The organism is Streptomyces sp. NEAU-sy36 (assembly GCF_013423905.1).
In the GTDB taxonomy this organism is placed as follows: domain Bacteria; phylum Actinomycetota; class Actinomycetes; order Streptomycetales; family Streptomycetaceae; genus Streptomyces; species Streptomyces misionensis.
In genome coordinates this window covers 2968626-2980560 of sequence record NZ_CP058977.1, presented here as the reverse complement: position 1 = coordinate 2980560, position 11935 = coordinate 2968626, and the positions used below count along the sequence as shown (strand labels likewise).

Annotated in this window: 6 protein-coding genes; all 6 read left to right on the top strand. The window is 75.5% G+C overall.

Going from position 1 to position 11935, the window contains the following annotated elements; translation table 11 throughout:
* Nucleotides 1-4 precede the first annotated feature (4 nt).
* The 6 genes from HZZ00_RS13650 to HZZ00_RS13625 all read left to right on the top strand — a co-directional run bounded on the left by HZZ00_RS13650 (nucleotide 5) and on the right by HZZ00_RS13625 (nucleotide 11853).
* Nucleotides 5-3457: a hypothetical protein gene (locus HZZ00_RS13650; protein ID WP_180332431.1), complete on the top strand. Its 3453-nt coding sequence runs from the start codon at nucleotides 5-7 to the stop codon at nucleotides 3455-3457.
* Complete coding sequence (locus tag HZZ00_RS13645; RefSeq protein WP_180332430.1) at nucleotides 3454-6954, top strand: right-handed parallel beta-helix repeat-containing protein; 3501 nt, start codon at nucleotides 3454-3456, stop codon at nucleotides 6952-6954. The genes HZZ00_RS13650 and HZZ00_RS13645 overlap by 4 nt, the downstream gene beginning before the upstream one ends.
* A gap of 150 nt (nucleotides 6955-7104) precedes the next feature.
* On the top strand, nucleotides 7105-7446 hold the full coding sequence (locus tag HZZ00_RS13640) for a WXG100 family type VII secretion target (protein WP_079172270.1): 342 nt from the start codon (nucleotides 7105-7107) through the stop codon (nucleotides 7444-7446).
* A gap of 52 nt (nucleotides 7447-7498) precedes the next feature.
* Nucleotides 7499-7786: a WXG100 family type VII secretion target gene (locus tag HZZ00_RS13635; RefSeq protein WP_070026593.1), complete on the top strand. Its 288-nt coding sequence runs from the start codon at nucleotides 7499-7501 to the stop codon at nucleotides 7784-7786.
* A 3-nt stretch (nucleotides 7787-7789) separates the two neighbouring features.
* Entirely contained in the window at nucleotides 7790-8344 is a 555-nt protein-coding gene (locus HZZ00_RS13630; RefSeq protein ID WP_180332429.1) for a hypothetical protein, read from the top strand.
* 92 nt (nucleotides 8345-8436) lie between these two features.
* Nucleotides 8437-11853, top strand: coding sequence for a WXG100 family type VII secretion target (locus tag HZZ00_RS13625; RefSeq protein WP_180332428.1), 3417 nt, complete (start codon nucleotides 8437-8439; stop codon nucleotides 11851-11853).
* Nucleotides 11854-11935 lie beyond the last annotated feature (82 nt).

Genomic DNA, 11935 nt, shown 5'->3' with positions numbered 1-11935 from the left:
GCGGATGCGCAGAGGACTGGGCGCCGCCCGGCTGGGCGGGACCGCGTTGCAGTGCCGGGCCGAGGGCCGGGCACTGCTCGTGCACCCCAAGGGCGAACCCGACCCGCACGCCGCCGCGTTCGCCGCGGGGCTCGCGCCGGATCCCCAGCACACCCTGGCCGTGGTGGACCTCCCGCACGGTGCGCTGGAGGGCTCGGCGGACGCGGTGGCACGCCTGCTGGCGGGCCGGGGCGACAGCCTGCGCCTGGTCTTCGGCCGCAGTACACCCCAGGAGGCGCGGGCCGTCGCCCAGCGCATCGCCGACCGGCTGGACCGGCTGGTGCTCGCGCCGGACGGCGAGCTGCTGCCGACCTCCGGCGGCGGCCTGTTCATCCCGAGCGACCACGGCGCGGGCTGGCTGCGGTTCCGGCCGGGCCGGGCGGCGGAACGGGACTCGCGGCGCTTCCCCAAGCCGCGCTGGGAGTTCTCCACCTTCGACCGCCCCTGGCCGACCAGCGGACACGGGGTCGCCGAGCCGGTGCCCAGCGGGGTGTGGGTGCGCAGCCCGCACGACCACGCCGCCGCCGAGAGCGGCCGGCGGCTGGTGGACCGGCTGCCGAGCCACCCGGACATCCTCACCGTGGTGCTCGGCAGTCCGGGCGGGCCGCCGGTGACCCTGGCCGATGTGACCCGGCTGTGGGAGACGGTGCTGCCCTCCGCGCGATCCTGGGTGCGGTTCCTGCACCTCGGCCCGGTCGCGCTGCCCGAGGGCGCGCAGGCGCTGGGGCAGGAACTCGCCGACGCGCTCGGCCAGCAGGTGGTGTTGTACGCGGGCGTGCCCGTCGAGGCGCGCGTCGGTCTGGACTCCCCCGAGGTGGCGGCGGTGCGGCCGGACGGCACGCTGGGCCACCGCCCGTTCGTCAGCGAGCTGATGTACTTCCCGCGCACCGGGGAGGTCCCGGCGCCGCCCGCGCTCTTCGGGCTGCGCGGACCCCTGTTCGGGGTGCCGGAGATCACCACGGGGGTGTACGAGTACGCCGCGGACGCGGTGCTGGAGGTCGTGCAGAGCGGGCTGTGGATGCGGCCGCTGGCCGAGCCCGCGGGCGGTGACGCGGTACGCCGGATACCGGCGGCGCCCGGGTACGCCGCCATCCTCTACGACCGCAGCACGCCCGGCGCGGAGGAGCGCATGCGTTCCCTCGCCGAGGACATGCTGTGGCGGCTCGACCCGGAGCGCCGTGAGGGCTTCACCGTCGCCCCCGCCGACGAGCCGGGCCAGGTGGCCGTCACGACGGACGACGTCCATCTGTGGTCGGCTCAGGCGCCCGCCGCGACCGGACCGCAGGCGGCGGCCGCGGTCGCACCGCGTGGCCCGGTCCGCCCGGCGGGGGCCGCGCCGTGGACCCCGGCGCAGCCGCCCAGGGCGGAGACACGGGAGACGGGGGCGGGTTCGTCGTCCGCCCTGGCACACCTGGACGTCGACGCGCCGCCGGCCGCGGCCGCGGGCCGGGGCGATGCCGCCGCGGTGGTGCCTCCCGTGGTGGCGCCGCCCGCGGCCAGGACCGAGTCCGAGGTGCCGTCGGCGCAGTTGCCGAGGGTCGAGACGGACGGCGAGCCCGCGACCGGGGACGCCGGGACGGTCGCCTCGGCGGCGGCCGGGAGCGTGGCGCCACAGCGGCTGCCGGACGCGCCGGTCGCCGCGCCCGCGCCGTCACCGGGTGGCGGCCCGGCACCCGCATCCACCGCTCAGGGGCCCGCCGGTGCCGTACCGCCGGGACCGGTCCCGCCGGCTCCGGCTCCGGCTCCGGCAGGCTCGCAGGCGACCCGTCCCGCCGCGCCCGCGCGGGTCCCCCTGCCGAACCTGCCGGCCGTGTCGGAGCCGGGGGGTACGGCAGCACCGGACGGCCCGATGCCACAAGGAGACACCCCGCGGCACGCCGACACCCCCGCACACCCGTCCACTCCGGCCACACGGCGAACCGACGCGCCGCCGCAGCCGCCCGCCCCCGAACCGGTGCGGGCCGACGCCCCGCCGGCACCCGCAGCGCCGGAAACGGGGCGCGGCCCGGCAGGCGTGCCCACCGGGGCACCCACGCCGGTTCCCGGCGCCCCGGCAGCCCACGTACCCGCACCACCGGCGCCGCCCGCTCCCGGTGCCGACGGACCGCAGGCACCACCGCCGGCTCCCCCCGGCCCCGGGCCGCGGCCCGCCCCGGCCGGCACACCCGCCGGGGCGCCCGAGGGACCCGGCACCGGAACACCCAGCCCGGCACCCGGCGCCCCGGCACCCCGCATACCCGCCCCGCCCGCCGCCCGCGTCCCGCACCCCCAGTCGCCGACGACGACCGGCTCCGGGCCGCAGGGTCCCCTTCAGGCGCCGTCCGCCCCGGGTGCGCCGGACGCCGGGGCGCCGCGCGTCCAGTCCCCGGAGCCGGCCCCCGCCGTACGTCCCGCACCGGCGCCCGCGCGGATGATCCGGCTGGAGTCCGACTCACCGGCCGCCGCTCCCGCCGAGCCCGCGGGGCCCGCCGACGGGGGCCGGGCCGAGGGGCCGGTGCCGTCCGCCGTTCCCGGGGGCCGCGCGACGAAAGCCGGCGCCCCCGCGGCCGCGGCACCCGGTGTCCGGGTTCAGCCCGTGCCCAAGGCGTCCGCCTGCGCCGTGCCACCGGAGCGGGGCATCGCGAAGGAACGGGACTGGGTGCGGCGGACGTTGAGCACGCAGTACAACGCCGTCGCGGGCACCGTCTCGCGGGTGATGTCGGAGTCGCCGGGGCTGCGCGGTGGCGCACGCGGGGAGGGGGACGCGCTCACCGACCTGGTGGCCGTGCGGCTCTTCCTGTCCGGCGACCACGCGCAGGTCAACGAGGCCGTACGGACGGCCGCGGTGGGCCCGCACGTACCGTTGGCCCGCTGTGTGGCCTCCGGGCTGCGCAGGCTGCCCTCCTACCGGGGCGCGGCCCTGCTGCGGGCCCGCGCCACGGCGGCCGAGCGCGCGTGGTTCCGCGAGGGCCGGCTGGTGTCCGAGTGGTCGTTCTGCACGGCGTACAGCGCCCCGCACCCTGGCCCGCCGGGCGGCACCGACTTCCTCATCTGGTCGATCACCGCCCGCCGCACCAATCTGATCGACCCCGCCGAACCGGACCGGGTGGTGTTCCTGCCCGGCACCACCTTCAAGGTGCTGCGCCCCTCGGACGGCGAAGGCCCGGTGCTGCTGCGGGAGTTGTCGCCCTCGGAGATCGCCTCCGACGGCAAGGTCGACGTCCAGCGGGTGCCGTTGGACGAGATCGCCCTGGACGGACTGGACCGGGCGGCGAGCGCGCTGCGTGCCGATGACGCGGCGGAGCGGGACCAGCGGGGCGGCGCCCGGGCGAAGGAACGCTTCGGGACGCCTCCGGGCCTCATCGGTGGAACGCCGCGGCAGCGCCCCCGCGGCAACGGCGGCGCCCCGAGTGCGCCTGACGAGGGAGCGAAACTGTGACCCGGCCCGTGCTACTGGTGTCCCCGGACCGCCCCGGGGCCTACCGGACCATCGCGGACGCCCTGGCGGACGCCACCGACGGCGCGCTCATCACCGTCGCCCCCGGCCGTTACGACGAGACGCTGTACCTGAACCGTCCGCTGACCCTGGCCGCCGAAGGCGCGGGCGGCACCGTGGAGATCGCGTCGGCCTCGGGCAGCACCGTGGTACTGGACGCGGAGGCCGTGCAGCTCACCGGCCTCCAGCTGACCGGCACCGACCGCGAGGCCCCGGTGCTGGACGTGCGGCGGGGACAGGCCGCGCTGGACGGCTGCCGGATCTCCGGCGAGGCCTGGGCGGCCGTGCTGGCCTGGCAGGACGGCGTGGTCGCGCTGCGCGACTGCCGGATCACCAACGCCCAGGGCGCCGGCATCGTGGTCACCTCCGGCGGGGGCAACGCGGTGGAGCGCTCGCACATCCAGGAGGTCGGCTCGTCGGCGGTCGTGGTCGCCGAGCACGGCCGGCTGACGCTGCGCGACTGCCGTCTGGACCGGGCCCGCGGCAACGGTGTCTGCGTCAACGGCCAGGCGACGGCGGTGGTGGAGGCCACCCGGATCAGCGGCAGCGGCAAGCCCGCGCTCGCCGTGGAACAGCACGCGCGGGCCACGCTGACCGGCGTGGAGGTGAGCGGCAGCGCGGCGCTGGACGCGTATCTGACCAGTGGCGCCGAAGTCGTCCTCACCGGTTGCTCGTTCACCGGTTCCGGCGGCCAGGCGGTGCGGGTCGGCGAGGGCAGTGCTCCGGTGCTGCGCTCCTGTGTGGTCTCCGGCGCGCAGCGCGAGGGTGTCCATGTCGCGCCGGGCGGGCGGCCCCGGCTGGAGGACTGCCGGATCACCGGCACCCCGACCGGTCTGCTGGTGGAGGCGGGCGGGCGGGCCGAGTGCGCCGGGCTGACCGTCGAGGGCGCCACGACCACGGCCGTCCACGCGGCCGACGGCGAGGTGGTGCTGGAGCGGCTGACGACCGAGGGCGGTGGCGGCACCGCGCTGCGAGCCACCGGCGCAAAGGCGCGACTGACCGTTCGTGAAGCCGAGTTGACCGTCGGCGGGGCGTCCGGCGTGGAGTTGTCGGACGGCGCCTTGGCGACGCTGTCGGCGCTGCGGCTGCGCTCGGGCGGTGGCACGGGCCTCGCGCTCGCCTCGGGCGCCCGCGCCGAGGTGACCGGCTCGGCGTTCTCCGGCTGCTCAACGGTCGTCGGGGCCGATGCCGAACTGACCGCCCGGGACAGCGAGTTCACGGGCGCGGATGGCGACGGCATCCGGGTCAGCGCGGGCGGCGCGGTCATCGCCGTCGGCTGCCGGGTCAACGGCGCGCGCGGCCACGGCGTGAACGTCCAGGCGTCGTCCCGGGCCGAGTTGACCAACTGCACGGTCTTCGACAACGGCGGCGACGGCGTGCGCTGCAATACCGAGGAGCCGGTGCGGGTGCACGACTGCGAGGTCCGTGACAACGGCGGCGTGCCGGTCCGCCAGCTGAAGTCGGGACAGGTGTCGGTGGAGCGCGTCGACACCGGCACCGACCCGTCCGGCCGCACGCCGGACAGCGCGGGCGGCGGCGACGGGGCCGCTCCGGCGGACGGCGGCCCGGGGACACCGCAGGCCGCGCACACCGGCACCGGCCCGCTCGCGGAGCTGGAGGCGCTGGTCGGTCTGGAGAGCGTGAAGCGCGAGGTCACCGGGCTGATCAACCTGAACAAGATGGCGCAGCGCCGCCAGGAGATGGGCCTGCCGATGCCGCCCATGAGCCGGCACCTGGTCTTCGCGGGGCCGCCCGGCACCGGCAAGACGACGGTGGCCCGGCTGTACGGCGCGGTCCTCGCGGAGCTGGGCATCCTCAGCCAGGGCCACATCGTGGAGGTGGCCCGCGCCGACCTGGTCGCGCAGATCATCGGCGGTACGGCCATCAAGACCACGGAGGTCTTCAACAAGGCGCTGGGCGGCGTCCTGTTCATCGACGAGGCGTACACGCTCACCGCCCAGTCGCGCGGCACCGGTCCCGACTTCGGGCAGGAGGCCGTCGACACGCTGATGAAGCTGATGGAGGACCACCGCGACGAGGTCGTGGTGATCGTGGCCGGCTACTCCGCGCAGATGGAGCAGTTCCTCGCCTCCAACCCCGGCATGGCCTCCCGGTTCGCCCGTACGGTGGAGTTCCCCAACTACAGCGCCGAGGAACTGGTCACCATCGTGCGGGGCCTGTGCGGCAAGCACTACTACGAGCTGTCGGACTCCGCGCTGGAGGCGCTGGACCGGTACTTCCAGGACGTGCCCAAGGGCGCCACCTTCGGCAACGGCCGTGTCGCCCGCCAGGTGTTCGAGGAGATGATCAGCAGGCAGGCCTCCCGGCTGGCCGCCGAACCGCCGGGCGATGACGCCGAGTTGTCCCGCCTCACCAGCGCGGACGTCATCACGGTGCCGGGTGGCACGGCCGACACCGCGGCCGCGGCGCGCAGCACCGCGGGCACCGCACCCGAGCCGCCCGCGGCGCCCGCCCGTACGGCACCCACCGGCACGGCACCCGCGGCGACGACGCCGTCCGGCACGGCGGCCTCCTCCGCCGGGCTGCGCAGGCTCGCGGCGATGACCGGGCTCGACGCGGCCCGCACCGCGCTGCGCACCCGGGTGGAGGCGCTGGCCGGCGCCGGGCGACAGCCCGGGGCGCCGGTGTCGGCGCAGGCCAACATCGTGCTGGAGGGACCGCTGGGCAGCGGCCGGCGGGCGCTGGCCCGGGCGTACGGGCGATGTCTGACCGAGGCGGGGCTGCTGACCTCGGGCACCGTGCACGAGGTACGGCTGTCCGCGCTCCCGGCGCGTTTCCCGCAGCAGCCCGCCCACCGGCTGGCGGCCGCGCTGGAGGAGGCCGAGGGCGGTCTCCTCGTGCTGCACCTCGACGACGCCCTCGGCCGGCGTCCGCCCACCGAGCGCGCGGCGGTGCTCGACGGGCTGGCCCGGCTGGCCGCCACGCCGTGCGACTCGGTGCTGGCGCTGTGCGGCTCGCCCGCCGAGCTGCGTGCGCTGGTCGGTGAACGGGCGGATGTCGCGGGTGAGTTCGCCGAGTACCTGCGGCTCGACCCGTACACCGTGGAGCAGGCCATCGAGCTGGTGCGCCGCCGGTTGTGGGCGTTCGGCTTCCAACTGGCCGACGACGCGGTGCGGATGCTGGCCGCCGCCTTCGAGGCCGCGCCGCCGCGCGGGGGTGCCTGGGAGGCGCACCGGCTGGCGGAACGGCTCGCCGCGAGCGCGCGCACCCGCACCGTCGCCGCCTCCGACCTCCCCCGGCCACAGGCCCCCGCCGCTCCTGCGGCGACCGCGTCCGCACCACGGACTCCGGATACGGCCGCGAACGCCGTACCCGCCCCGCCCCCGCCCCCGCCAGCGGCGAACGGCACGGCACCGGCCGAGGGCCGTCCGGGCCCGGCGGAACCTCCGCAGCAGCCGAGGCCGCTGGTGCAGACCTAACAGACGTCCGCCCCGCCGGGGCACGGCCTTCCGTGCCCCGGCGGCGGCGGGTGACCCCCCACCATCCGGCGCCGATGCGCACCCGAACCCGGTGTGACATCGCTGTCAACGGCTCCGGCCGGGCGCCGCAGGAGAAGAGAGGACCAGACGATGGCACTGACGTCAGTCGAACTACAGGGAATGACCGCCGCCCAGGGCAGCTTCCAGACCGCCCTGGACGAGACCACCGGCTCGTACGCGCAGATGGACGGCCAGATCGAGGGGCTCAAGGCGAGCTGGACCGGCGACGCGGCCAACATCTACACCGCCGCCATGCAGTCCTGGCTGGAGGACTTCGACAAGGTCAACCAGGCGCTGCGCACCATGCTGGAGAAGCTGGCGGAGAACACCAACGTCTACGCCAACACCCACGAGGACACCCAGCAGCGGGCCAACCAGGTCGCACAGCAGGTCGGCAGCGGCCACGTCGGTCTGCCCGGCTTCCCTTCCTGACCCCTCCCCGACCGACACCCCCTCCGTACCCATACAAGGAGCCGGACAGCAGATGGCCACGTACACCGTCCAGATGGAGCAGGTCGACTACATCGTCGGCGAGATGACCACCATCACCCAGAAGATCAACCAGACCCTCGCCGACCTGGACAACGCGGCGAAGATGCACCTGAGCGAGTGGACCAGCGACGCGCAGCAGACCTACCAGCAGGTCAAGGCGCAGTGGGACGCGGCCGCCGCGGACATGACGCAGAAGGCCGCCTCCGCCACCCAGATGCTCGGCGAGATCAACGAGTACTACGTCAGCGGCGAGCGCCAGGGCGTTCGACTCTGGGGGTGACCTGTGTACGACAATCCCCCGCCGCCGATAAAGCCGCACAAGACACCGCCACCGCACAAACCCGAGCACTACGACGGCCAGACGTCGATCGACGCCGGGCACGGCACCCCGCCCTCGGCCAAGAGCTTCGATCCGCCGAACGTGCCGGGCGGCTCGGGCAAGCCGGGCAGCGGCACCAGTGTGGACACCCCGTCGATGGTGGTGTTCGCGGACAACATCGACAAGTTGATCAAACCCGCGCGGGACGCCGCCACCGATCTGCAGAAGGTGCAGGTCGAACCCGGCGCGTTCTACCACGCGAACCAGATCCGGACGAAGGTCAACGGCCCGAACGCCGACTCCGGACTGAAGGAGCAGTACATCAAGGTGTTCCAGGACCTGGCCCAGGGCCTGGGTGATCTGCGTGACGGCATCAAGCAGTTGGCGCAGCACTACACCACTTTGGAAGACGCCGGGAAGATGAAGGCGACGGATCTGCAGAGCGCCATGCAGAGCACATCCAGCGACTTCACCAGCCTGGTGACCGACGCCGGCGGGTCCGGCGGCGGAGCAAGTTGACGGGTGGTCACCGCCGTTCCCCGGCGCCGTACACCGGCGGCCGGGGAACGGCGGGGACCTGACAGCGGCGCGAGCAGGAGACTGGGGCACACATGGGCAGCCCGGACTACAACACCGGCGGGTTCAAGGACAGCGACGACGGCGTCTTCGGTGATCCCGGAAGCGATCCCGGCTCGATCCAGGACTACAACTCGTGGGACTGGAAACAGATCATGGCGGCGATCAACGGCATGGCCGCCGGCACATCCTCCGACGCCAACGTGGAGCGGGCCAAGGGCATCTCCGACCCCCAGTCCCTGATGGACGCGGCCGGACATTTCCTCAACGCCCAGGTGGTGCTCACCGGGATCGCCAAGAGCCTCGCCGACCAGGCGAACGCGCTGGCCGGGGAGAACGGCCCTTGGAAGGGTGCCGCCGCGGACGCCTTCCTCGACATGATCAACACGTTCTCCCGCCAGGTGAAGGCGACCGCGGACGTGCTCTCCGGCGGCGAGGCGGGCAACTCGGTGCCGCAGCAGCTCGCCGACAACTCGATCAACCTGCACAACGCGCAGGTCAAGATCGCGGACATCGACAGCTGGTACGCCAACCAGGCCGTGAAGATGGGCGTCAAGCCGATGAGCAACGGCCTGATCCCGATCCACGAGAAGCCCGAGCTGGTCGAGATGATGACCAGTGACATGCGGGCGGTGCTCAAGAGCCTCGCGGGCGAGTACCAGGTGACCATCGACTCGGTGCACACCCCTCCCCCGGTGACCAGCCCGACCAACGGCCCCGATGTGCCGGACGACATCCCGGACCTGTCCAACCCGGATCTCACCGACCCCGGCAACGTGCCCGACGTCAACGCGCCGGACCCGCAGCAGTTCGCCGCTCCCGACGTCACGGGCACCTCGACGCCCGAGATGCCGGCCATGGACACGATGGACGCGCTCGCCACGCCGACGCCGTACTCCGGCGGCACCGGCGTGGACGGCGACGGGCTCGGCCTGGGCGGTGACGGACTCGGCTTGGACGGTCTTCCCGGTGACACCGTCGGCAACGACACCCTCGACCCGAGCGCCCTGGACCAGGCGCTCAACCCGACCGCGTTCCCGGGCGGCAGCGACCTCGGCGGCGCCCCGACGTTCGCGCCCACCGCGTTCCCCGGCCTCAGCCCGAACCCGGGCACGGACAACGGCACCGGGAAGACCCCGTCCTTTTCGAAACTCGCCGAGGACCCGTCCACGTGGGGCGGCGACAGCGCCCCGCTGAAGTTCCCCGGCAGCACCGACGTCGGCGCCCCCGGCGGTCTGGACGCGGGCGCGGGGCTCGACGACATCTCCCCGGCCCAGTACCCGGGCGGCCTGGAGACGGGCCTGCCGGAAGGCCTCGACTCGCCCTCGATGCTGAACGACGCGCTGGAGTCGTCGCCCGGTTCGGCCACGGCAGGGGACAACGCGGGTGCCGGCCTGGGCGGTATGCCGATGATGCCCGGCATGGGCGGCGCGGGTGGCATGCCCCAGACCGGCACCCCCGACCCGAGCGACTCCCGCGGCCTCCTCGACAACGAGGCCGAACCCTGGCTCGGCGACCCCGCGGTAGGCGACGAAGTCGGCGGCCACGGCGCCGACGCGGGCGGCGACGGCCTCGCCCTGCCACTCGACGAACAGCACGCACAGGCCTACCCCGGCACCCTCGGCACCGACGAAGGCATCGGCACCACCGGCCTCGGCACGGGCGGCATGCCCATGATGCCCGGCATGGGCGGCGCGGGTGGCATGCCCCAGACCGGCACCCCCGACCCGAGCGACTCCCGCGGCCTCCTCGACAACGAGGCCGAACCCTGGCTCGGCGACCCCGCGGTGGACGACGAAGTCGGCGGCCACGGCGCCGACGCGGGCGGCGACGGCCTCGCCCTGCCACTCGACGAACAGCACGCACAGGCCTACCCCGGCACCCTCGGCACCGACGAAGGCATCGGCACCACCGGCCTCGGCACGGGCGGCATGCCCATGATGCCCGGCATGGGCGGCGCGGGCGGCACGCCCCAGACCGGCGCCCTTGACCCGAGCGACTCCCGCGGCCTCCTCGACAACGAAGCCGAACCCTGGCTCGGCGACCCCGACGTCGAGCGGGAGATCGGCGGTGCCGGTGCCTCGGCGGGCGGCGAGGGCCTCGGCCTGCCGCTGGACGCGGAGGCGGCGGCGCCGGGTGCCGAAGGGGACGGAGAGGGCGCGGCCCTGGGGCCGGGCGGCGTGCCGATGATGCCGGGCATGGCCCAGGGCGGCCCGGCCGCCCAGGCGGGCCCCGACCGAAGCGACTCCTCCGGGCTGCTGGAGCCCGACGCCGAGTCGTGGACCGGCGCGCCCGGCGTCTCCGATGAGGTACTCGGCGGTGCCGACGCGGGCGGCGAGGGCCTCGCCGGTCTGCCCCTGGCACCCGAGCCCGCGCAGGCCGCGACGCCCGGCCTCCCCCAGGGTGTGATGATCGGCTCGGACGGGCTGCCCATCACACCGGAGCCGACGGCGGCGACCCTCGCGCCCGCCGGGGAGGTCGCGGCCGCGGAGGCCGCACAGCCTGCCGCCGCCGTGACGGGCGGGGCCGTGGCGGGCCAGGTCGGTCCGGGGATGCCCGGCATGATGCCCGGCGCCGGCGCCGCTCCCGCCGGGACGCAGCAGGAGCGGTCCGACTCCTCGGGCCTGCTGGCCCCCGACACGCTGCCGTGGACGCCTGACGCTCAGACCGGCGGTGAGCGTCCGGTCGTAGGGGCCCGGGAGGGCCTCGGTGAGGGCGCGTTGCCCGCCTCGCTGCTGGGCGCGGCGGCGGGTGCCACCGCGGCGGCCGTGGCCGGGACGACGCTCGGCGCGGGCGCGGAGCAGCCCGGCGAGCGCCGGCGCCGGCATCGGGACGAGGACGACGAGGCCGCGCTGGTCGTGCTGCCCACGGACGGCGGCCGGGACCCGGAGCGGCCCGCCGCCGAGGCCCCGGGGGACGGGGACGGCGAGGAACCGGCGGCACCGCGGCACCTCGCCGCCGTCGACTCCTACGACGCCGAACTTCCCGACGACCACGTGGCGTTGGCGCCCGCATCCGAGCCGGACGCGGAGGACACGGCGGCCTGGGACAGCGCCGGGGCGTCCTTCGTGCCGCTGCTGTGGTCGGTGCCGACCGAGGACGAGCAGGAGGTCCAGGCACCCGGCTACGCGACGGAGGACGCGAGCACCTGGTCCGGCGGGGCCGCCGCCGAGGCGGCGCAGCAGGCGGACGGTCCCCGGCTGAACACGTGGCGCCCCAACCGGTCGGCGCCCGCGGCCCCGGGGGAGGCCGTCGTCCCGGCCGTGCCGCTGCGCTCGTTCACCGGCGACCCCTCGGAGCTGACCGCCGAACTCCCCCCGCAGGAACCGGTGGAGGAGCCGGAGGACGAGGCGGAGGCGGAACAGCCGAGCCGGGGCATCGCCGACCTGCTGGTCCAGGACAGCGACACCTGGGGCTCGACGGCGTCCGACGGCTCCGGGGCGGTGCTGTGACACCGCCGCGACCGTCCGCCACCCGGCAGCCGCGCCCCGCGCGGCTCCGTCCCGGCACGCGGCGCCCCCACCCGGGCGCCGC

What these genes read in the sequence shown, in the direction of transcription:
- HZZ00_RS13640 (WP_079172270.1), top strand. Translation starts at nt 7,105, where the DNA reads ATGGCACTGACGTCAGTCGAACTACAGGGAATGACCGCCGCCCAGGGC.
- HZZ00_RS13625 (WP_180332428.1), top strand. Translation starts at nt 8,437, where the DNA reads ATGGGCAGCCCGGACTACAACACCGGCGGGTTCAAGGACAGCGACGAC.
- HZZ00_RS13650 (WP_180332431.1), top strand. Translation starts at nt 5, where the DNA reads ATGCGCAGAGGACTGGGCGCCGCCCGGCTGGGCGGGACCGCGTTGCAG.
- HZZ00_RS13635 (WP_070026593.1), top strand. Translation starts at nt 7,499, where the DNA reads ATGGCCACGTACACCGTCCAGATGGAGCAGGTCGACTACATCGTCGGC.